This window comes from Lactobacillus sp. UMNPBX4 (assembly GCF_002554115.1).
GTDB lineage: Bacteria > Bacillota > Bacilli > Lactobacillales > Lactobacillaceae > Lactobacillus > Lactobacillus gallinarum.
The window spans coordinates 1-21,918 of the sequence record NZ_PCZF01000029.1; the positions used below are offsets into that span (position 1 = coordinate 1).

A 21,918-nucleotide genomic window follows, 5' to 3' on the forward strand; every position below is an offset into this window, starting at 1 on the left:
TTGAACGACTACTCCGTCGAGTAATCATCCAACACTAGATTAGTATGTTTTGTTTGCCTTTTCTTCATTATCTTTATATTTTTGTGTAAAGTGCTCTGCTTGAGCAGGTGTCTTAAAGTAAACTCCACCAATAGCACCTGATGCTCCTACCAAACAGGGTACTCCATCAAGTGTAGTTAAATTATAACCCCATGCATCCACTTCTAAACTTTCAGCTAGTACAATCGAAATACTGTCACTTTTATTTTCAACAGCAATAGATTTCCCGTGATATTTCTCACCAAATGCTTTTAATTCTTTTTCACTATTTGGACGCTTATTTAATTTATAAATTGTTTTTCCATTAATTGCATTAGAACTAATTTGGACCTTACTATTTAATTTTTCTGTGAACAACCCAGCAGCATACCATGTTCCTTGTAATGCAGGTGAAATAGAGGTTACTTCTATTTCACCATTATTATCCTTCTTTTTAACAATTCGATTAGAACTAGAAGATTGAGCTGAAGAACTTGATGAACTATTTTGTTTAATATTATTTTGCGCCATCCGCTTTTCAAGGTTCATCTTCTGACTAATTTTCTTAGCCTTTGCTAATCCTCCATGCTTTTTTACATATTGATAAACTTTACTTACATTTACTTTAGCCAATTGACGTGTGTTATCATTTAAAATTACGGCTCCTTGACTAGGATGGTCTTGATTAGTAAAGATAATTGCAGCTTCTTTATTTACAATATACAATGCCTGTTCTTCATCTGGTGTAAGTGTATAATTGTCAAAACTATATTCAGGATAATGATCAACTTCAAGATCACCATTATTCGCTTGTTCATAAACGTTAGTCCAATTTTGATTATCTTCATACTTTAAATGAGCATATACAATTGTTAACCCTGCAGCTTCGCGAATTGACAAATTAGCTACACTAGTTTTTGCTTTTGAAGATACATGATGGGGCACCACTTCTTTTTGTGTATGATTATTAAAGTAATACAACCCAGTTTTGTTAATAATGCCCTCTTAAAGTACACTTTATCATTAACAAAACAGCACTTTTGTTAATAACATTTATACTTGCTACTTTTCTGTTTCCCCATACTTTTTATCAAAATTAGTCAAATTTACAGGGACATGTGCAACTTCCACATGACTTTCATCGCCATTAATATATTTGCGATAGACTTTCAAAGCTTCTAAAATTGTAGATTCTGACATAATTATCTCTTCTCTAATTTTTATCCGCGTCTTTCACCATTTAAACGACAATTCTCCAGATAATCATCTATTCCATTCTGAAAATCATCTCTTAACTCATCAATATTCTTTCCCTCGTAAGAAATAATTGCATTCTTCAAGCCTAAAACATGACCAAATAAAGTATCGTCTTCTGTTTCAATCGTACCTTTATAGCCTTTGTATTCGAGAGTATTCATAATCAATTCCTCGCTTTTTAAAACAAAAAGCACCCATCAATCAAAATGAGTGCTTAAGATTTCTTCTCAACTAATTACCCCAGACCAACTTAGAAAGCTTATCTCTTCTGCTCATGTTTCTGTCGGCTTTGTGGTTTCTTTTAGCTGCAGATTTGCTCTTATAATACGTATCTACCCAAGTATCCACATCTACATAGAGAGTTTTACGGTTATTAGTAACATACGCGGCTGATGTTTGGTCGTGTGGGACACATATCCACATTCTATTTCCCTTAGTCTTAATTAACAGGTGCGAACTAAAATAATCTAAACTGCCTTCGGCATTAAATGCCCGTTTAGTATATTTATAGACTCCTCCCTTGCCATCAGCACAACCATCTAAATTAATTTCGGTACGCGTGATCTTGAAGGGCTTAACTTTCCCATTACCCCAATATCTATACCAAGTGCCGCGGAACTTCTTAGGCACTGTAGTCTTTTGAAAAACAGATGTGCTTACTTGCTCAGGTTGATTAGTTACCCAAATTGCTGAAACAGCCAACAATATCCCTGCTAAAAAAGCTAAAATTCTTTTTTATCTTCATATTTTTCTCCTTATTACTCTTCATTTTTAGTATAAACCCGATCAAGCTTGCAAAAACATGAAAATTTCCATCCATGCAGAAAAACGCCGACTCCAGCGATCGGTACTAATTTTTTGCACGTTACTTAGTTTTATTTTTTGGTCAAAACACTATTTTAGGTATTATTTCCATACTAATTAAGATAAAATATTTCTTATTATTGAATTCTTTAACGAAGATGTTAGAATAGGAGATAGTTAAGAGTTGTGGTATCTCTGAGGAGACCACTGCGGAATAAAAACCTCCTATTCATGATGAGAATAGAGGTTTTTTTCTTGCAAAAACAATTTAAAACTTTAGATGAACAGATCTTACTTTTACAAGAACGCGGATTAACAATTCCCAACGTTGAAAAAGCTAAACGATACCTACTAACTAATAATTATTACAACATTATTAATGGCTATGGTAAATACTTTCAAGATACTACAGATCATTATATTACCGGTGCATCTTTCAATGAGATCAGTAACCTATACTTTCTTGAAGAAGAAATAAAGAAAAGTGTATTTAATGCTGCTCTTCAAATTGAACATCATTTAAAATCAATTACTGCTTATCACTTTGCAGAACAGTATAGTGACCAAACATATGCATTTTTAAATCCATCCTCATATAACCAACAAAAACTAAGTGATGCATGTAGAACCATTAATAAATTTTCGAATATCCTAAAAATAAACATCACCGATCATACTAGTCCTATTTATCACTATGTATCTGAATATCATGATATTCCAATCTGGGTGATCATAGATCACTTGGATTTTGGAGGGTTATATCATTTTATAAGAGAATTACCAGACGCAATTCTTAATAAAATAGCAGCCGATCTTACTCCATTTTTCTCCGAAAATAATAATGGTACCAATCCCGGTCAGACATTCACCCCTGCTATAATGCTTAATTTCATGAAGAATATTTTAGAAATACGAAATGTATGCGCACATAATAAAAGAATAATTGAGTTTGCTTGTCATGCAGATGCAAAATATTTTTCATATTTACACGATCAATACTCTATTCAAGTTAATGATACTCGTAAAGACTTCTATAACACCTTCATTATCATGCAATGTTTTCTAAGTAAAACTGAATTTGGTATTCTCAATAATACTCTTAAAAAGAGATTTAAGAACTTAAGCAATAAACTAAATACCATCACCATAAATGATATTTTTCAAAAAATGGGTTTCCCCCAAGATTAGCAGTTAAGAGCCCCACTTCCACAATAAACAGATAATTCAGCATATTACGTACATAACTAATCAAATAGGATCAATATTTTCCCATAAAAAAACACCAGCCCCAACAGCTGGTGTTAATTTTTTCACTATATTACTTCTTCTCCAACTCATGCGCGAGCTCAATAATATACTTCTTCAAGGCATCATGTGTTTCGGGATGGCGCAAGCCATATTGGATTGAGGTTTCGAGGTAGCCTTCCTTGTTGCCGACATCGAAGCGTTGGCCCTTGTACACGTGGGCAAATACGCGTTGCGTCTGGTTCAAAGTATCGATGGCGTCGGTCAATTGAATCTCGCCGCCGCGACCTGGCTTTTGCTTTTCAAGAATGTCAAAAATCTCAGGTGTAAGCAAATATCGACCGATGATGGCGAAGTCACTTGGCGCCTTATCTACGGCAGGCTTTTCGACGAACTTCTTAACGTTGTAAAGATCCTTATCCAGCATGCCTTCAGGATCAATCACACCATACTTGGATACTTCCTTGTGTGGCACCTTCATCACGGCAATCGTTGAGGCGTGCGTCTTGTCGTACTCATCGATCAGCTGCTTAGTCAACGTTACCTTATCCTTCATCAGATCGTCGCCGAGCATAACGACAAAAGGTTCTTCACCGACGAAGCTGCGTGCGCGGTAGATGGCATCGCCTAAGCCGGCGGGATGCGGCTGACGAGTGTAGTACAAGTTGATCCCCAAGTTAGTGATGTCTTGCGTCAACTTCAATAACTGCGTCTTGCCGGTTGCTTCCAAGTCTTGTTCAAGTTCTGGATTTGAGTCAAAATGGTTCTCAATTGCTCGCTTGTTCTTGCCGGTTACGATCAAAATATCTTCAATCCCTGCAGCCTTTGCTTCTTCGACGATGAATTGAATTGTTGGTTTATCAACAATTGGTAGCATTTCTTTAGGCAAAGCCTTAGTCGCAGGCAAAAATCGGGTTCCGAGCCCTGCAGCAGGAACAATTGCTTTTCTTATCTTCATGTTTAATTCCCCCATAATACACCTTCACCTTAATAATACTAAAAATATAGCTTTTTATTAAAGTCATATTTGCACATGTTAGGGATATTGGTTTATTTGTAAAAAATAAAAACCCTTGCGATAGGACGTATCCATTAAAGCAAGGGGATTGATCTTTTTATATTTTACTATATATCGAATTACAGTTTACGATAATCGATTTGTCTATCTGCTTCCACTCTATTAATCTTCGCATCTTTATTTTTTAACAGTTCGGCTTTATATGCAACATACTCATTGACTACCTTCTGTACCATTCTCTGCGATTCATTTTTAGGAGTAGTTTTTCTACAAATGTCAATTAAATCCGGAATACAGTTCAATTTATCTTCGAGCTTATCTAGCTTTCCAGAAGATATCTTATAATACATCGATTTAATGCCTATTTCATTAGTTATTAAACATCCAAAAAAGCGAAAGATGTTTTTTGAAGTAACTGTTTTACTCAAATAAGCATTAACCTTTTTAGGATACAATTTATTATTGAGTATTAAATTATAAAGTTGCGACACATTTTGAGAAAAGCCATTTCCATCAAAGATATTCACTGATTTAGCAATAATATCTTTATACATCTGTAATTGAAATTGAGCTATCGTATTCTCGTTTCTCATTAAATCCCCTGATAAGCCACCTATACTTTTACTTATATAGCCATTAATTTCATTTACAATATCTAATAAATCATATCTATTAGATAATTCACTTACCCAAAAATCACTGAAATCTTCTTCGTTAACTTCTTTAATAAGATTGGAAACAATAAATATTAAATCTTTCCAATAAAAATCATCATATTGGCGATTATTAATAGTATATTCAAAAATCACCTTAGAAAGCACTTTTCGTATTTGTGAAGATGGAATATCATCTCTTTCAGTAAACATTGATAATCTCGAGATTGTTGACTCTTTTTTATCTTTATTGATCGAATTATTAAATGCTACCCAGGTTTTATTTATATCATCTTTTATATTATTGTCTTTTTGTTCTCCTATCTGATTGACTTCGGCAATGAACTTTTTTACTTTACTATTCTCAACAGTATTATCATTTTCTGCCAAATTAAAGTAACACTCAAAGAACATTTCTGAATTTATTGCTGCTCTTTTTGAACTGTAATTTCCATAACATGATTCTTCAATGGTATTTCGAGTCACATAAGTTATAACAGGAAACATTACTTCTAGCATATCTGCGTATTGTTGATAATTAGAAATAAGATCTTCAACATATTTTTTATCTTTGGCAGTCAAATTATTATAATTACCTAAATAAAGAGATTGAGTCCAAGTTAATAGTTTTTTGTGATTTTTGATTTTTTCATATAATTCAGGATTTTTGAAGTGGATATATTGGATAGCAATTACGTCCGGTAAATATAAACGCAGTGTATCCCTATTTGCTAAAATCGTATAAACTGAATTAATTATTCTTTTTAAATCTCGTATGGTTGTGATATTCGATACAATATTTTCTTGAACTTTCTGAAAGTCTTTAGCTTCTCCTCTTACTTGAAAGCTATTGTTCATTCCATAGCTATCTCTTAAATTGTTCAGACATGTATTACAAATGTCCAAATCAATGCTAATTGGCATTTGAATCTCTTGATTTATTACCTTCTCAGCAAATGAAACATTTGAACTTTCGGTATTTTTCAATACTTTATTTAGTCTCTCATTATCATAAAGAAGAACATAAGTAACATTAGGTATGTCGAAGACCGAATTAATAAGTTTTAAAATCAAAATTACTTGTTCATTATCAGCTCTATCTAGATTTTCAATACACATAATATAATGTTTATTCATACTCTTTACATAATTAGTTAACTTTTCCTTCAACTTGAAAACATCTTGATATGTATTAGGATCTAAAAATAATGTCTCGATTCCATTTATTGAAACCCCTGCAAGTAATTTTGCAGCATTAGTAATTAATTTATTAGTTAAGGCAGAACGATATTGTATACCTAATCCTGTTAAGAAATAATTATACATCCCTTTAATTATTTCTTCTTTAGATTCAAATAACCATAGATCAAAATCAGATTTATTAGTATGTGATAAATCAACAGAGTTTGTATCTTTGCTTATTTTTTTCTTAGCTAAGTTAAGAATTGTGGATTTTCCTGATCCCCATATACCTGTTAATCCTATAACATATGAATGTTTACTAGTTGGATGTTGCATAGCTTCTGCTAATTGTTTAACAATATTGCTTCTATTGAACAGATCATAATCTACTTCTCTCTCATCCACCAAAATTTCACCATGTTCGTTTTGTGTAACATTACTTTTATTGTATAAATCACGCAAATCAACTAAAGAACTTGATAATTTATTAGATTCAAATATTTCATTTGAAATCGATGTATTATAAATTTTTTTAATTCGACAACAAATTATACTACCCGTCAAAAGCGTAATTGCCATCATAATTGACCCAGCTTGATTATTTGAAAAACTAAAAATCCAGATATCCGTAGCAGAAATAATAAATAAAGAGGTTAAAAATGTATCTACTTCATTTACTATGGAAAATTTCATTAAAGAAAATAAGCGTGTAGAAACAATCCAAAAAAGCAAAACTATAATAGTCAAAACAATGCTTAATATACCAAAATATGGAAAGTCAGGTATTGTCTCACGGGGCCATTTATTTATCCATCCATTACCACTTACATATGAACTTAGAAATATTAATATAGCTGAGACCGTAATCGGCTGAATCTTAAAAAATGCAACTTTAAAGTAATTTGTAATACACTTTATATACTTAATACTCATATTTTTCTTTTCTACTCACGTTAATTTTAATTTGGAATACACCCACATCACAAAAAGCCCCACCAACCTCAATCAAGGAGATTGCTGGAGCCACCTACACTATCTACGACTTAAACATATAAATTATACCAATAAACATTATGTGATTCATGGCAAGACAAAAAATTCTAGCCCCACATCAACAAGACTAGAATTTTTCATTACCGCTCAATCTTGACTATCTTCTCTTGCTCTAACTTCCTATAAAAACGAGAAAAGCATCACACACATAAGTGCATGATGCTTAAAAACTGAATCAACTTAGCTCGAAGCCTTGTTGACCAACGTCATTAGCGCTGATTCCTTATATCTTATTATACATAATTTTGCCGCCCGCCTCCAGCGTCCTACAGATCTGGCAGCGTTACTACGGGATGCAGCGTGGAGCTATTCTGCTTTACCGCATTTGGTGCATCTTGAGGCAAAGCGTTACTCCAAGCAATGGCATTGCGCAATACCGTATCTTTCATTTGGCCTTGTATTTCATCAAGAGTATCCTTATTAACCTTGATGTATTCGGCCAAAGCTAATTGATAAAGAGCAATGAGCTGTGCTACGAATGCATTAGTATGCTTCATGAATGATAAATTATTGGCATCTTCCCAGTATGAATCAGCGATATTTGCTTTAACAAATTCCTTCTTAAAATCTTTAAAGAAATCTATATTTAATACAAGGACAGTATTTGCCTCGATCAGATCTAGGAATTCAAATTATTTATTTCACCATTTTTTCTGAATTTCTATCTCATGCTTTTTAATGTACGTTTTATAGTCTATATCATTCTTTAAGGCATTATATTTATCTTCAATTAATTCAAATATATTAGTCTTTTCGTCACGAATCCTTTGGAGATCTAACTTAGATAAAACAATAATATATTTTTCATCTCCCAATGCTAATTTCTTAATAAGACCAATTGAGTCTTTCCAAGAATTATCCTTTCCTGTTACACCATTCCAGGATATGAAAAGCCCCAAAATTGTTTTAGTATAACACATTAGTGAATAAAACTTACCGACATTTGTAACATCAGCTTTATTCTCATAATTTTTACACTCACACAGAAAAGACGTATTATCAGAAGACATGATAGGCATTAGCTTAAGTCTTTGAGCTTCTTTTGACCAATTAACTTGTATATCAATTTCGTTACTACTTGTTTTACAATTTCGTCTTACCTCAAAAATATTAGGGTATCCATCTACAAATAGAGCTGAAACCAAATCTTCTAAAAGTTTTCCCTTTTCTTTTTGATCATACTCATTTGTCATTAATTGATCAAAAAGTTGCTTAAAATGTTTTAAAGCCTGTTGCGATGGAACTAGAAAAGAAGAAGTTTTAATTTTCATAAATTTGGCAATATCATCTATGTTTAGCCCTCTACTATTCAAACTATTGGCTACATCATTCAAATACTGAAAATCATCATTTTCCATATTATAATACCTTATAAATCAAAACAGCATGTTTTAATGGATCAACAATTTCAAAGTCGCAATTTGTGCAACTTAATACTTGTGGAATATCACCAATACTTCTATAAGTAAAACCCGTAAATTTTTGACAGTTTGGACAATCTATTTGCAAATACGATTCTACATATTTTTTAGAATCCAATAATCCTAATATTTCATATACTGTCCTTATATCAATTTTTAAATTTCGATGAATTGCACTAGGATATACCCAATCTTCAGGATGATAATGTCCCATAAATTTTATAAATTTATCAACATCAATATCAAATTTTTGCTCCTTTAGTAAAGGAGCCACTTTTGCAAAGATATTCAATTGCATTATTCATACGCTCCATTCCTAAATCTTTACAAGTTCCTGTTAAATGCTGTAGCGTTGTATACCTATATTGTAAATAATCGAATGTTATTTTTACAATATAATTTTGTGATGCTACAGGTTGTTCCCAACTAACATAAATATAAGGATAATCTGCTGTTTCTTCCTTATCGTCTAAATACTGTTCTAATAATTGTTTGATATCTGGGTCTTTATCAAATAAATCTTTATTTTCATTTATTAATTCACGTAATTCACCAATAAACGGTAATAAATAATCACGGCCTTGTGCAGCCGTTAACTCAGCTGCTCCTCCCGAACTTAATACCATCATTTGTTTATAAATTTTTACAGTATTATCATTTTCATCCTTCAACTTATTTATAGTATCAGTATGATCGCAATTAAACAATTCAATACCTAATTTATTTTTTAGCCATTGAATACATTGAACTACAATATCTTCATAACTATTTCCTGTTTGAGTGCTACCATATTTGAGAGAATCATATCTAATTTCTAAAATATGTCTTTTTTCATCCATATAAACTACTATCGGATATCTGTAGTCAACTGAATTCTGTGCTTCTCTATCAAAATACGATTTTTGAAGTACAAATTTAATAATATACTTACCCGCCTCATGTTTATAAATTGGCTCTGCCGTTTTTAACTCTATAGGTAATATTCTGGAAGACCTATAGTCTCTTTCATTAAATTCTTTTAACCCTAGTTTATTTAATAAATCAGATATTTTTTTATTACTTTCAAAGAAAAGTGGTACAGAATATTTATATAGTTTTATAAATTCCCAATTTTCATAAAAGTTAGAGAATTTAGGATTAACTGTTGTATCTTTAATGATTAGATCTACATCTTTTTTACTAGGAAAATATACTGGAAAATCGTCTGTATCAGTTAAAGAAGTTTGCTGATCAAAAGTTATTTTTTTCTCATCCTGAAGCCTTTGACGTATTGCTGTTTTCATTGCTACTGAATAATTCATTACAGAATTACGATAAAATTCTAAAAACGTTGATTGATCAATAGCCTTATTCATATCACATCACCTTTTCTAGATATAGCTATAAAGCTCATTTATAATTCAATTTTACCAGAAACATCAGTTTGATACGCATAAAAATTAAATATTAATTTATCCGCATACTTTAAATTTTAATATTATCTACTAGTATTGATTAAATCCTTTTTAGTCAATAAGAAACTGCTTTTCTCATATCATAAGGCGCAAATATTGCTATATTGATTGCTCTTTTATCATCAAGTATCTTATTAATCTATCCCATGTTGGTCTTAGCTTCCTCTAGATCATCATAAGGATATAATGTACCATCATTCTCTTTATTAATTGCTAACTTCCCAGAGCAATCAAACTCAAGTCCTCTGAGAAAGTGCCCTAAACCCGCAAAAATACTGTATTTTTAGCACATCTTTGCTTGCATTGATGTGCTTTTCTATGTTATAATTTGAGTATGATATCATACTCAACAAAGGAGGCCATCATGTACTACAACTGCCTGGTTAATATTCCTAAGAATACTGGTAAAATTTCCAGAAATAAACGGGGTAAGACTACCTACATCGAATACACTTATGCTAGAGAGTACCTTCCCGAGAAGAAATACAACGTCGCCAGAAGAACGACCATTGGGAAAGCTGACCCTGATCATCCGGGAATGATGTTCCCTAACCCCAACTTCGAAAAATTCTTCCCTGATGTTGAGATTCCCGCCGAAGGAACGGCGGCTGAACCGGTCAATGAATCCAGAAGCAGCTGTATCCGAATTGGTGCCTTCTCCGTAGTCAGACGAATTATTGAAGACTACAAGCTCGCTGAACACTTGAAGCGCTGGGATGATCGGGGGAAAGGACTGCTCCTTGACCTGGCCGCGTACTCAGTTATCGCAGAAAGCAACGTGGCTCAGCACTTCCCGGATTATGCCTACAACCATCCATTGATGACGCCACAGAACAAGATCTACAGTGACTCTACAATCTCGCGCTTCATTCGCGAGATCGATGACAATGACAGGGTCGACTTCTTGAACAGCTGGAACGCCACCCACGACAAGAACGAGAAAATCTACGTTTCCTATGACTCCACCAACAAGAACTGCAAGGCTGGAGATATTGAGATGGCGGAATACGGTCACCCTAAGAATGACGTTGGCGCGCCAATCATTAACTACTCGATTGCTTACGATATGACCAATGAGAAGCCCCTGCTTTACGAGAGCTACCCGGGCAGTATCGTGGATGTCTCGCAGCTGAAATACATGCTGGAGAAGATTCGCGGCTACGGCTATAAGAAGATAGGTTTCATCCTTGATCGTGGATACTTCAGTAAGGCTAACATCCAATTCATGGACTCGTGCGACTATGATTTCGTGATGATGGTTAAAGGCAGGGCCTCCTTTGTACACGGCTTGATCATGGAGCACATGGGCGAATTCGAATCAAAGAGAGCCTGCTCCATCAAGGCTTACCGGACTTATGGCATGACGGTTAAAGCCAAGCTGTACGCGGATGACGACACTGACCGCTATTTCCACATCTACTACAAGGCCAAGAAGCAGGCTAGCGAGCGGGCTAGACTGGAAGCTGATCTGGACAGAATGGAAGCCGAGATGGACAAGATAAAAGGCAGAGAATACAAGCTTCCAAAGCGATACGAGCACTACTTCAAGCTCACCTACCACAAAGACAAGTTCTATGGCTACAAGGAACGGGAAGATGTAATCGAGCGAGAGCTGCAGCTGTGCGGCTATTTCGCGATCGTGACCTCCGAAAAGATGACAGCCTCTGAAGCCTTGAACCTTTACAAGAGCCGCGATATCTCAGAGAAGCTGTTTGGCAGTGATAAGACCTTCCTTGGCAATCGCTCATTCAGAGTCGCAAGCAGTCAAGCAGCCGAAGCCAAGATCTTCATTCAATTCATCGCTTTGATAATCCGTGCAAGAATCTACACGCTTTTGAGAAAGCGCAAAGCCGAAATGCCGGGCAAGCCTAACTACCTGAGCGTACCTTCGGCATTGAAAGAGCTCGAAAAGATTGAGCTGATACGCCAGCCGAATGGCAACTATAAGCTCGATCACGCAGTCACGGCTACCCAGAAAGTAATACTAGGCGCCTTTGGACTGGACGAAGAATGGATCAAGGCGCAGGCAAGACTGATTGGAAAAGACATTCAGAACGCCGCAATGCCAGAAGAACAGAAAGACGATGACGAAGATGCCGAGAACGAAGAGTATTAAGACAATTGAAGCCGAGATCTCCCAAACAGAAGAACAACTCCAGCGCCTTAAAGAGCGCTGCGATAAAGCGTCACGGAAGCTTGATGCTCTCTATGAACTCAAGAAGCACCGGGAGCAGGAGGAATTACTAAAAGCTATTGATAAAAGTACCCGAACCAAAGCTGAGATCCTCGCGTTTCTGGAAAGTCATGCATAAAAGAAATACGGCTGGCAGAAAATCTGTCAGCCGTATGGTTTGAGTTGTAAAATCCTGGGAAATTAGCATTAATCATATTCAATCCTCGCATTACAACCCTGAAGTACAATTTAGTTATCCCCACATCACATACCAACATAAAAATTCTAGCCTCACATCAACAAGGCTAGAATTTTTCATTGGCGCTCAATCTTTACTATCCTCTCTTGCTCTAACTTCCTATAAAAATGAGAAAAGCATCACACACATAAGTGCATGATGCTTAAAACCTGAATCAACTTAGCTCGAAGCCTTGTTGACCAACGTCATTAGCGCTGATTCCTTATATCCTATTATACATAATTTTCGCCGCCAGCGTCCTACAGATCTGGCAGCATTACTATGGGATGCAGCGTGAAGTTATTCAGCTTCATAGCATTTGGTACATCTTGAGGTGAAGTATTACTCCACACAATAGCGTTGCGTAATACCGTATCTTTAATTTTCGCTTGTATTTCATCAAGAGTATCCTTATTAGCCTTGATATATTCGGCCAAAACTAATTGATAAAGAGAGCAGATTAAAAGGCTTAACTCCGCAAGAATATCGAAATTAAGCCTCTATTAATCCTGTGTTGTAAACTATATCATTTTTAGGTTTCAGTTCAAAACACACTATTTATTTAAGTTACTTATTATTCAAATTTCGTTCATAAAGAGAGGGGGGAAGGAATATATTTTTAAGCTTTATTTCTTTAAATCACCATAATTAATGGTTTCAAAATTATGATCTTTCAACCAGCCTTTCAAACTTTCAGAACACAAACATTGTAAATCACGAGTTCTTGGTAAAGTTAAAGTCGAATGGTCAAGAACATAAGCGTCTACAAAGCCTGGGTGGAAGTGTAAAGCAGTTACTAAACCGTCATCTTGGTCTTTCAACAAATCATAACTATCGTTGAAAAAGTCTTCAGGTCTTGCACCTCTATTAATAATTTCGCCAACTTTCGGTGTCAATTTTTCTTCAACTTGAAGATATTTATCAGCTGAAGGTTGAACAAATTCTCCTTTATATTCCACGTCATAGTGAAGATCGTATTCTTTTGCGACATCAATCAATGCTTTATTCGATTGATCATCCATTGCTGAGTGAGGTTCAATATGAGTTGGGTAATATCCAAATAACTCTCTAAATCTTTCAACTTGTGCTTTAGTCTCAATGTAGCAGTCTTTATAAACAAATTGTTTCTTATGCGTCTTGAAGTCTTTTGAACCAATATATTCACCATTTGGCTTGACTAATGATGGAATTTTATCAGGATCTGAAACAGGACTTCCTGTAGTTAAATTAACATGCAAACCCACATAAGTTCCTGGCACTTCTTTAAGCAATGACACCGCATGTTCAGCAGCTGGCTGATTAATCATAATTGTTGTTGAAGATGCAACACCATCTCTTAAAGCTTTTATTACACCATAATTATAAGCTTCTGACATGCCAAAATCGTCAGCATTAATTATTACCTTCTTCGTCATATGTTACACACTCTTCCTCTCTTTAAAAGATACCAATCAATGCACCTAAAATACCTACAGCGATTACACCAAACAGCAACCAAATAGCCTTTACTCTCTTTCTAATCAAGGCAAATACAACTAAGGTTACAACTAAGGGAAGAAGACCTGGCATAATGCCATCCAAGATCTTTTGTACATTCAAAGTTGCACCTTTCATAGCCCATTTGAGAGGAGTACTGATTGTTACAGAACTTGCCGTCATTGCGCCAATCATCATCATCCCGATAACAGTAGCTAAATCTGTAATCTTACTAATTAAACCTGATTTTGATGATTTAGTAATAAATTTTTCGCCTGAAGTATAACCAATCTTTAACATCTGCCAACGTGTAATAATAGATGGAACTTCATAAATTAAAAGAAACAGGAATGGGGCTAAAATATTTCCTTGCATTGCAAGTGGAATCGCAATACCAGCAGCAATTAATCTTAAAGTTCCCCAGAAAATAGAGTCACCAATTCCTGAAAGTGGACCCATCAGAGAAGCTTTCAAAGCATTAATAGATTCAGGGTCAAAGTCTGGATTATTTGCGTTTTCTTTTTCCATAGCTGCAGATAATCCCATAATAAATGGAGCTGTTTCATAAGTACAATTAAAGAAACTTGAGTGTCTTACAATAGCTTTTCTTCGTTCTTCTTTACGACCCTTATAGAATCTATTGATTGCAGGAAACATTGACCATTCAAATCCATAACCCTGCATTTTAACCATTGTGAATGAACTAAAGAGTAACCATGATCTCCAGAACATGCTCTTCAGCATATGCTTGTCGTCTTGTGATAATGCAGACTTTTTATTTTTCTTAACTAATGTTTCATTCTCACTCATGATAAGAAGTCCTCCTCTTCTTGCTCTTTAGACTCTGATTTTGATGTTTTACCACTTTGACTTGTATCTTCAACATTTTTGCTAATTGATTTTGAAGCAACATCATACATCAAAAATGCAATGGCGGTGGCAAACAGAGCAACAGCTAAGTTTGGTAATTTCAAGTAAACAACTAATGCAAAGCCAACAAAGAACCAAATAAAGTACTTCTTCTTAAATAACATATTAAGAAGCATCGCAAAACCTACAGCTGGTAGCATCTTCCCCGCGGCAATGAATCCTTGAGAAACAAATTTAGGCAATACAGCTAAGAATTCCTTAATTGCATCTGTACCAAGGTAAAGTGCAAAGAAAATAGCAATTGTGTTTAATGCAGGGGTCATAAAACCCATGCCGATATGCCATCTGGTGATACCTTTTTCGTCGCCTTTCTTAGCATAATTATCAAGTTTTGGAAGGAACAAAGCCATATAGCTATAAGTAATCTGCAAAGTAATAATGGCTAATGCAGCAACAGGAACAGCAATCGCCAAAGCTTTTGCATTTGAAGCTCCCGTTAAAATAGCTGTGGCTGTACCGATTGTAGATCCAACCAAAGCATCAGCAGGAATAGCACCACCAACAGCAATAACACCTAAGAATACCGATTCAAATGTACCACCAAGAATAATTCCCGTTCTCAAATCACCTAAGAGTAATCCTATAATTGGTCCAACGATAATTGGTCTATTAAACTGCCACAAACCAATACTTTGATTAATGTAATAAATTAAGTAGTATGCAATCGCTACTATCAACGCTTTTTCTAACATAATTACTTACATCTCCATTCTGTTATTCATAGATTTTCTTAAAGTTCTTCTTTGGAGAATCAGGTGTTAATTGTGAATCAAATGGAATATCTAATTGAGCAATCTCCTTGATATACTTCATATCATCTTCATCAACTTCTACAGTTGCATCAATCTTTTTTTGTGGTTTGCCATGTTGGTTAACTGGCAGCAAGCCATAATTGCCTACATTAATTTGTTCAATTCCTAAAACATTTTTAGCAATTTCTTCGGCATCTTTAAAGTTACGAACAACAACCATCATTGACAGAGCTTGAGCTTTAGGATTATTCAAAATTTTGATACTGTCTTTTACACTTCTAGCAATAAATTTAATGTTATCTGGTACAGCCATTTTCATCGAAGTGACCTGCAAGTCATTATTAACAACATCATCATTTGCAACAATGATATGAGTTATACTTAATGCCTTTGACCAGACAACAGCTACTTGCCCGTGAATTAATCTTTCGTCAACTCTCAACATCTTAATCATTGTATTTTCCTCCTTTGACATTTAGCTATGATAAGAAATCATCATCACTAATTACATTTTCTTTCTTAGGCATCTTTGAAATTTGAACTTGAGATTGATCAATTAGTTTTTGAAAATGTTCCTCAGTTGGTTCTTCTGTATCAAGAATTACTGACATAACTGTTGGTAGATTTACCGAAGTGATAACTACTACATTAGACTCACCATTTACTTTCATCATCACTTCACGATTTACACTTCCACCTAATAGGTCTGTAAAAATGATTCCATAATCATCGTTGTTCAGACTATCCAAAAACTTATCTAAATTTTCATCTAGGTTGCTTTTGTTGTCTGAGCCATCTAGGTAGGCATCGATAGTTTGAATATTTGTTTTTCCAGTTAAAATCTTAATAGAACTCTTTAAACCATCTGCCAATTTTCCATGACTAGCAATCAAATATTTTTTCATAGTCTCACTTTCTCTTTATTTCTTCATTTTTTGACCATATGAATAAGTATTAAGTAGATTCAATTGACCATCGAGAATATTCATATCTGCATCTTTACCAATTTCAAGTGTTCCTTTAGATTCCAGCCCAAATTCTTGTGCTTGGTTTACTGAAGCCATCTGAACTGCATCATTAACTGAACATCCAGTAAATTTAATGATGTTAATAAAAGCTTGGTTAAATTTCAAAACAGATCCTGCAAGATTTCCGGCAGGAATTCTTGCTTGACCATTTTGAACAGTTACTGTTTGTCCACCTAAATCATATTTTCCTTCAGGCATTCCTTTTGCCCTCATAGCATCAGTAACTAATTCCATATGATGCGGCCCCTTTAGTTCATAAGCCAACTTAATCATATCTGGCCATACATGAAATCCATCAGCAATTATTTCCGTATTAATATTTTCTTCAAGCAATGCATGTCCGGCAACTCCAGGTTCTCTGTGTCTCATTCCTCGTTGTGCATTGTATAAATGGGTAATATGAGCAACATGTGATTTTTTCATTTCTTCACGTGTTGCATCACTATGACCACCGGAAGGAACAATATTATTCAAAATACAAAAATCTTCAAATTCTCTCGCACCTGAAAGCTCTGGAGCAATGGTAATTAGTTTTACTAATTTACCCGATGCATCAATCCAACGCTTAAATTCATTAATATCTGGATCTCTAATGTATTGCTCCGGTTGAGCTCCTTTAAATTTTCTTGAAATATATGGCCCTTCCAAGTGAATTCCTTGAATGATTTTTGTTTTGTCATGGGCTTTTCTAATATTAACCATCGCTTGTTCAATATTTTTAGAACTCTGTGTGATCGTTGTTGGAAACCAAGAAGTAACACCTTCATTACTTGCTAATAAATTTGCCAATTTAATAATTTCTTGAGGTTTAGCATTCCATACATCATAGTTATAGCCACCATGACAGTGAACATCGATAAATCCTGGAACAATTATTGCTCCAGCTATATCTTTAATGTCATCATCAATTTCTGGTGTAAATTCATCCATCGGTCCAATATCTTTTATTCTGTTATCAAACCTAATGAAACCGTCTTTAAATTCATTCTCGCCCGTATAAATATGAGCATGTTTTAAGACAATCATTTTTTGCTCCCTTCAAGTTTTTTCAACTTTCACACATATATAAGCAAAAAGTGTGCCAATCCCCATATACCAATATTTATTTGAAACAAAAAAATAGTGTTTAACTTTTTGTTAAACACTAAAAGAGTCTCTTATTTAAATAAAATCTGCTAATAATTCATATAACAATGAAATTTCAAATTCGGTAATGTCTATATTATATTTCATTTCAATTGGTTTAAAAATGGTTTTAGAAACTGAATAAAACTCTCTTTGTTTATCATTGATCTTAAAATCTGTTCTTTGTCCCTGACCCTGATTTAATAAAACTCTTTCGATCATTAATGATAAGTGCATATATAAATTCAGTTTTAATTTACCTGAGAATCCAACGTTGTAGTAATCTTGATATTTTTGTACTACACTTTGTACTTCATTAATAACAATATTTGGATTCAAAAATTGGAGTCTTCCTTTAATGCCTTCAATAGTTAAGAATTCCAAAAACTTTTCCATCAGATTATCAACATTTTTTGAATCTTCCCCCATTTCAAGTAAATCAGATTTTAATTGATTAAAACCAACTTTATCTAAAACATTATAAATATTGATAATTGGCAACGACAATTTTGTTTTAAAATTTGTTGTTGTAACTATTAAATCAGTATTTTTAAAGAAGGACTCATTATTATTATCAACTATTGTTCTCAGTTTTCGATAATTCATAGTAATAATTTGCCTATTAGTCGACAATGTAGTTTGAATAATTTTTTTAATTGCACTTGATAAGCCAATACCTGATAGGCAAGAAACGATTATATTGCGTTTATTAGATAGCCCTTCATAATATTGAACCCCCATATATCGTCCATATTTTTCAGCTTTTTCTGCTATTTCATTAAATTGCTCTTTTCTTTCCACTCGCATTGCAATATCTAAAGCAATAGATGTCGTTAAATTGTTAATAACCAATAACTGTTTGTTTGAAGATTTCTTTATCTTAGTGAACATCTGATTAAGAGAACCCATATCAAAGATCAATAGAATGCCCTTATCATGAGCATTTTGTTTCTCCAAATATTCCTTAACTTTTTTGTTGATATCATTAACTGATGCATCAATTGGCATATCGAAGGCTTCAAAGATATAATTATTAACTAAATTATTGACAACTTTTTGAATACTATTTGCAGTTGATGTTCCATGAGCTAATAAGATACACGAATATTCTACTTCTTCAATTTTTTTAGCTACGTTTGCAAACATTATAAAAAACCAAAGATAGTCACTATCAGTTGGCTTAGGAGTTATCTTCTCTAAGAACTTAGTATACAAATAAAAAGAACGAGGATATTTGTGTTTGATTAAGCGTAAGAACTTATCAGTATTCTTAAATGGTTTTGTTTGAAATTTACCTAAACTAAAAGCAAAACTTAATTGAAAAATAATATTTTCATTAAGACTTAAATTAACACCATAGGTTTCTTTAAGTGTCTTATTTATAGTATTTTTCAAATGCGGAACCAAGACCTTATTTACTGCAGAATCAGAGAAATCCTTAATTTTTCGCAAGTAATTGAAATCAATTAATTGACAATCATCTATTGTTTTTCCTTGCTTCAAAGCTTCAATCAATTTATCCTGTGCATGTTCTAATTCATCAAAAACACTTGCACTAATAATATTAAAATTATTAATACCAAAATTTTTATCTACTTTAATTGCTTTTTCAATTGATAAATATTTTTCTAGCGGTATTTCCTTTTTATTTTCATTTTCTGTAAATCCCTTAGAACAAAGCATTTTAATATTATTAGCAACTTGACCAATATTTCCAGGATAATCCTGATTAGCAATTTCACTTATTTTATTTGGACTAATCAGATAAGTAACATTTGATTTTTGAGCTTCCGTTTGAAGACAATGTAGTACAATCTGAATTCGTTCATATAATGGACGCTCTTTATAACTAGAAAGTTCAATTCTCATTGGAATACGACGTAAAAAAGTTTTCAATAAGTAATTTGAAATATCTTCTGTCGTGGCAAAAATCAATCTAATATTAACGTGATGTGGTTTATTCACTTCACCTAGTGGATAAAATGTACCATTATCAAAAACTGAAAAAAGTTTTTCTTGATTCGTTTTAGAAAGGCGATGAACTTCATCTAAGAATAGATAGCCATTATTTGCCTTATCTAATAACCCAGGCATATCCTTTTCGGCTCCAGTAAAGGCCCCTTTTTTATAGCCAAACAATACAGACGACAATAAATCCGTATTGTTTGCATAATCAGCTGTGTTGAGAGTAACAAAAGGGCTATCTTTATCTATCTTTCCTAAAAAAACTGCTTCTTCATAAATTTTCTTAGCTAAGAAGCTCTTCCCTACACCACTTGGACCCGTAATAATAACGGGAAAGCCATTGGGAGGATATACAATGGATTGCATCGCTTTTTCGATATTTAATTTCAAACTATCATCATAACCAATCAAATCTGAAAAAGGTGTTCTTGGCTTTAATGCTTTCCAATATACAGGTCTTCCTGTAGTTTTAGTAACTAAATTCTTTTTATAGAGTTGAGCCAAGTATCCGCTTACTACACTTCTACTTAAGCCGACTTTTCGGGCAATTTCCTCCGTATTTAATTCTTGATCAACATTTGATTTTAGTACTTCATATAAATTATCAATAGCAGCCATAAATGTATCCTTTTTAAACACTATCTAAGCAAATTAAACACTGCATTTTAAAATTAGTGCCTATAATTATTATAGAAGTAGGTGAGACTTATGGCTAAACAAAAACAGAGAATCTCTATTACTCAGAAACAAAGTATAAACGAAAATCAGATCAAAGATTTAAGCATCTTAAGCACATCCTTTGGCAATTTAGTTTCCCAATTAAGTAAAGCATCCGATGAAATTCCTTATCTAACCGTCAAAAATAAAGAATTTAACAATGAACAAACATTAGATTGGATTCCAAATCAATCATCAAATAATTTAAATAAAACAAAATTAATTAACGAGTTTAGTCTTCAAATAAAAAATCCGCTTTTACTAGATGCAATTATTTATCTTATCCAGAATCTTAACGAGCATGGGTTTATATCAGATTACAAGCAACTATTAGAACAAAATCAATATCCTCCATCTTTATTAAATATAGCTCTAAAAGATATTCAGAAGAATGGGCCTGCTGGAATCGGTGCTAGAAATGTAAAAGAGTTTTTAACACTTCAGATTGAAGATGCTAATAATGTTCCAGCTCATACTTTATTTGTTATTAACAATTATCTTGAAGATATTGCTAACAGAAATTTCCAACGAATCACGAAAAATACTCATATTTCAAATATTGAATTAAAACATATATTAAGTTTCATTCAAAAGTTAAAGCCTTCTATTGATTTAGATGATAATGAACCTTCTGCCTTTATAATTCCAGAAGTATATATCTCATTAACAAATAGTAACCAGATTCAAGTTAGTTTAATTAATGAAAATCAGCTTGAATTTGAATTTGATGCTCCTCAAATGAGTACCAATGACTCAGAAATGGCAAAATTTATCTCGTCACAGCGTCATAAAGCCAAATCCTTAGAAAGAAGCTATCATAGACGAGAAGAAACTTTATTATTAATTTCTAACGTAATTGCTAAAAAACAAGCTCAATTTTTTAAAACTAATGGTAAAAAATTGAATACTTTAACAAAGCAAGAAGTTGCAAATGAAACAAAGTTTAATATTTCTACAATAAGTAGAACAACTAAAGATAAATATTTTCAATGTGAATTTGGTGTTTTTCCGCTTTCAAGACTTTTTAGTTCACGATCAGTAAACAATTTGTCGCAAGGAAGTATATTAAATTCTATTAGTGAAATCATAGAATCAGAAGATAAAACACACCCTTTATCAGATCAAAAAATAGTCAATAAACTTAAAACGCAAAAAATAGATATTTCTAGACGAACAGTAGCAAAATATCGTAAAAAATTATCGATTCCTAATCAGTTCAAACGGATACAATAATAATTTTTCTAAATAAATTAAAGGTGTCTGGGAAAAAACTAACCCTTAGATACTGAAAGACGATCAATCCAACTCTTAATTTGAGTTGCTTGACCGTCTTTTTCTGTCTATTTTTATTTTTGAACAAAGAAAATTGGTCTTTTGACCATCTTCTGTTCCAATATTTGCTTAAATTC

Annotated in this window: 21 protein-coding genes and 1 pseudogene; 4 read left to right on the forward strand and 18 right to left on the reverse strand. The window is 33.4% G+C overall.

Features of this window, described 5'->3' with window-relative positions:
* Positions 1 to 39: 39 nt before the first annotated feature.
* The 4 genes from CP355_RS06620 to CP355_RS06630 all read right to left on the reverse strand — a co-directional run bounded on the left by CP355_RS06620 (position 40) and on the right by CP355_RS06630 (position 1,977).
* Positions 40 to 999, reverse strand: a complete 960-nt coding sequence (locus tag CP355_RS06620) for a hypothetical protein (RefSeq protein WP_098044171.1) — start codon at positions 997 to 999, stop codon at positions 40 to 42.
* Positions 1,000 to 1,080: 81 nt separating this feature from the next.
* The gene (locus tag CP355_RS10285; protein WP_155830898.1) at positions 1,081 to 1,218 is read right to left on the reverse strand and encodes a hypothetical protein; all 138 of its coding nucleotides are present in this window, start codon (positions 1,216 to 1,218) and stop codon (positions 1,081 to 1,083) included.
* Positions 1,219 to 1,238: 20 nt separating this feature from the next.
* On the reverse strand, positions 1,239 to 1,436 hold the full coding sequence (locus CP355_RS06625) for a hypothetical protein (RefSeq protein WP_098044172.1): 198 nt from the start codon (positions 1,434 to 1,436) through the stop codon (positions 1,239 to 1,241).
* Positions 1,437 to 1,506: 70 nt separating this feature from the next.
* Positions 1,507 to 1,977, reverse strand: coding sequence for a hypothetical protein (locus tag CP355_RS06630; RefSeq protein WP_233186996.1), 471 nt, complete (start codon positions 1,975 to 1,977; stop codon positions 1,507 to 1,509).
* 357 nt (positions 1,978 to 2,334) lie between these two features.
* Here CP355_RS06630 and CP355_RS06635 point away from each other — a divergent pair, with 357 nt between their 5' ends.
* Positions 2,335 to 3,267 carry an Abi family protein gene (locus CP355_RS06635; RefSeq protein ID WP_158227540.1) on the forward strand — a complete coding sequence of 311 codons (933 nt, stop codon included), beginning with the start codon at positions 2,335 to 2,337 and terminating at the stop codon, positions 3,265 to 3,267.
* Between the two features lie 130 nt (positions 3,268 to 3,397).
* Here the strand turns inward: CP355_RS06635 and galU are convergent, their stop codons facing one another.
* The 6 genes from galU to CP355_RS06665 form a co-directional block, all read right to left on the reverse strand.
* Positions 3,398 to 4,282, reverse strand: a complete 885-nt coding sequence (gene galU, locus CP355_RS06640; protein WP_098044184.1) for a UTP--glucose-1-phosphate uridylyltransferase GalU — start codon at positions 4,280 to 4,282, stop codon at positions 3,398 to 3,400.
* 179 nt (positions 4,283 to 4,461) lie between these two features.
* On the reverse strand, positions 4,462 to 7,110 hold the full coding sequence (locus CP355_RS06645) for a P-loop NTPase fold protein (protein WP_098044175.1): 2,649 nt from the start codon (positions 7,108 to 7,110) through the stop codon (positions 4,462 to 4,464).
* A 386-nt stretch (positions 7,111 to 7,496) separates the two neighbouring features.
* Entirely contained in the window at positions 7,497 to 7,727 is a 231-nt protein-coding gene (locus CP355_RS06650) for a hypothetical protein (RefSeq protein ID WP_098044176.1), read from the reverse strand.
* Positions 7,728 to 7,871: 144 nt separating this feature from the next.
* Entirely contained in the window at positions 7,872 to 8,588 is a 717-nt protein-coding gene (locus CP355_RS06655) for a restriction endonuclease (protein ID WP_087176314.1), read from the reverse strand.
* Between the two features lies 1 nt (position 8,589).
* Entirely contained in the window at positions 8,590 to 8,949 is a 360-nt protein-coding gene (locus CP355_RS06660) for a hypothetical protein (protein ID WP_098044177.1), read from the reverse strand.
* On the reverse strand, positions 8,894 to 10,006 hold the full coding sequence (locus tag CP355_RS06665) for a hypothetical protein (protein WP_087176312.1): 1,113 nt from the start codon (positions 10,004 to 10,006) through the stop codon (positions 8,894 to 8,896). The genes CP355_RS06660 and CP355_RS06665 overlap by 56 nt, the downstream gene beginning before the upstream one ends.
* A 463-nt stretch (positions 10,007 to 10,469) precedes the next feature.
* Here CP355_RS06665 and CP355_RS06670 point away from each other — a divergent pair, with 463 nt between their 5' ends.
* Positions 10,470 to 12,221: a transposase gene (locus tag CP355_RS06670; RefSeq protein ID WP_089143613.1), complete on the forward strand. Its 1,752-nt coding sequence runs from the start codon at positions 10,470 to 10,472 to the stop codon at positions 12,219 to 12,221.
* The gene (locus CP355_RS06675) at positions 12,190 to 12,417 is read left to right on the forward strand and encodes a hypothetical protein (protein ID WP_089143612.1); all 228 of its coding nucleotides are present in this window, start codon (positions 12,190 to 12,192) and stop codon (positions 12,415 to 12,417) included. Before CP355_RS06670 ends, CP355_RS06675 begins: the two co-directional genes overlap by 32 nt.
* 725 nt (positions 12,418 to 13,142) lie before the next feature.
* Here CP355_RS06675 and CP355_RS06685 read toward each other — a convergent pair.
* The 7 genes from CP355_RS06685 to CP355_RS06715 all read right to left on the reverse strand — a co-directional run bounded on the left by CP355_RS06685 (position 13,143) and on the right by CP355_RS06715 (position 20,410).
* Positions 13,143 to 13,931, reverse strand: a complete 789-nt coding sequence (locus CP355_RS06685; protein WP_098044179.1) for a ChbG/HpnK family deacetylase — start codon at positions 13,929 to 13,931, stop codon at positions 13,143 to 13,145.
* Positions 13,932 to 13,953: 22 nt separating this feature from the next.
* The gene (locus CP355_RS06690; protein WP_056940255.1) at positions 13,954 to 14,802 is read right to left on the reverse strand and encodes a PTS system mannose/fructose/sorbose family transporter subunit IID; all 849 of its coding nucleotides are present in this window, start codon (positions 14,800 to 14,802) and stop codon (positions 13,954 to 13,956) included.
* Positions 14,799 to 15,614: a PTS sugar transporter subunit IIC gene (locus CP355_RS06695; protein ID WP_056940256.1), complete on the reverse strand. Its 816-nt coding sequence runs from the start codon at positions 15,612 to 15,614 to the stop codon at positions 14,799 to 14,801. Before CP355_RS06695 ends, CP355_RS06690 begins: the two co-directional genes overlap by 4 nt.
* 22 nt (positions 15,615 to 15,636) lie before the next feature.
* A complete protein-coding gene (locus CP355_RS06700; RefSeq protein WP_098044180.1) occupies positions 15,637 to 16,128 on the reverse strand; it encodes a PTS sugar transporter subunit IIB in 492 nt (163 codons plus the stop codon).
* 25 nt (positions 16,129 to 16,153) lie between these two features.
* A complete protein-coding gene (locus CP355_RS06705; RefSeq protein ID WP_098044181.1) occupies positions 16,154 to 16,579 on the reverse strand; it encodes a PTS sugar transporter subunit IIA in 426 nt (141 codons plus the stop codon).
* A gap of 15 nt (positions 16,580 to 16,594) precedes the next feature.
* The gene (nagA, locus tag CP355_RS06710) at positions 16,595 to 17,728 is read right to left on the reverse strand and encodes an N-acetylglucosamine-6-phosphate deacetylase (protein ID WP_098044182.1); all 1,134 of its coding nucleotides are present in this window, start codon (positions 17,726 to 17,728) and stop codon (positions 16,595 to 16,597) included.
* A gap of 135 nt (positions 17,729 to 17,863) precedes the next feature.
* Complete coding sequence (locus CP355_RS06715) at positions 17,864 to 20,410, reverse strand: sigma 54-interacting transcriptional regulator (protein WP_098044183.1); 2,547 nt, start codon at positions 20,408 to 20,410, stop codon at positions 17,864 to 17,866.
* Between the two features lie 90 nt (positions 20,411 to 20,500).
* On the opposite strand from CP355_RS06715, the gene CP355_RS06720 reads away from it, so the two are divergent.
* Positions 20,501 to 21,742 (forward strand): hypothetical protein, encoded by a 1,242-nt coding sequence (locus CP355_RS06720; protein WP_056940261.1) that lies wholly within the window; start codon positions 20,501 to 20,503, stop codon positions 21,740 to 21,742.
* Here the strand turns inward: CP355_RS06720 and CP355_RS10540 are convergent.
* Positions 21,726 to 21,918, reverse strand: a pseudogene (locus CP355_RS10540) (IS5/IS1182 family transposase); the annotation flags it as partial. The gene CP355_RS06720 and the pseudogene CP355_RS10540 overlap by 17 nt on opposite strands.

Coding starts and splice junctions, on each gene's coding strand:
- CP355_RS10285 (WP_155830898.1), bottom strand. CDS start 1,218: ATGTCAGAATCTACAATTTTAGAAGCTTTGAAAGTCTATCGCAAATAT.
- CP355_RS06625 (WP_098044172.1), bottom strand. CDS start 1,436: ATGAATACTCTCGAATACAAAGGCTATAAAGGTACGATTGAAACAGAA.
- galU (WP_098044184.1), bottom strand. CDS start 4,282: ATGAAGATAAGAAAAGCAATTGTTCCTGCTGCAGGGCTCGGAACCCGA.
- CP355_RS06645 (WP_098044175.1), bottom strand. CDS start 7,110: ATGAGTATTAAGTATATAAAGTGTATTACAAATTACTTTAAAGTTGCA.
- CP355_RS06650 (WP_098044176.1), bottom strand. CDS start 7,727: ATGAAGCATACTAATGCATTCGTAGCACAGCTCATTGCTCTTTATCAA.
- CP355_RS06655 (WP_087176314.1), bottom strand. CDS start 8,588: ATGGAAAATGATGATTTTCAGTATTTGAATGATGTAGCCAATAGTTTG.
- CP355_RS06660 (WP_098044177.1), bottom strand. CDS start 8,949: ATGCAATTGAATATCTTTGCAAAAGTGGCTCCTTTACTAAAGGAGCAA.
- CP355_RS06665 (WP_087176312.1), bottom strand. CDS start 10,006: ATGAATAAGGCTATTGATCAATCAACGTTTTTAGAATTTTATCGTAAT.
- CP355_RS06670 (WP_089143613.1), top strand. CDS start 10,470: ATGTACTACAACTGCCTGGTTAATATTCCTAAGAATACTGGTAAAATT.
- CP355_RS06675 (WP_089143612.1), top strand. CDS start 12,190: ATGACGAAGATGCCGAGAACGAAGAGTATTAAGACAATTGAAGCCGAG.
- CP355_RS06685 (WP_098044179.1), bottom strand. CDS start 13,931: ATGACGAAGAAGGTAATAATTAATGCTGACGATTTTGGCATGTCAGAA.
- CP355_RS06690 (WP_056940255.1), bottom strand. CDS start 14,802: ATGAGTGAGAATGAAACATTAGTTAAGAAAAATAAAAAGTCTGCATTA.
- CP355_RS06695 (WP_056940256.1), bottom strand. CDS start 15,614: ATGTTAGAAAAAGCGTTGATAGTAGCGATTGCATACTACTTAATTTAT.
- CP355_RS06700 (WP_098044180.1), bottom strand. CDS start 16,128: ATGATTAAGATGTTGAGAGTTGACGAAAGATTAATTCACGGGCAAGTA.
- CP355_RS06705 (WP_098044181.1), bottom strand. CDS start 16,579: ATGAAAAAATATTTGATTGCTAGTCATGGAAAATTGGCAGATGGTTTA.
- nagA (WP_098044182.1), bottom strand. CDS start 17,728: ATGATTGTCTTAAAACATGCTCATATTTATACGGGCGAGAATGAATTT.
- CP355_RS06715 (WP_098044183.1), bottom strand. CDS start 20,410: ATGGCTGCTATTGATAATTTATATGAAGTACTAAAATCAAATGTTGAT.
- CP355_RS06720 (WP_056940261.1), top strand. CDS start 20,501: ATGGCTAAACAAAAACAGAGAATCTCTATTACTCAGAAACAAAGTATA.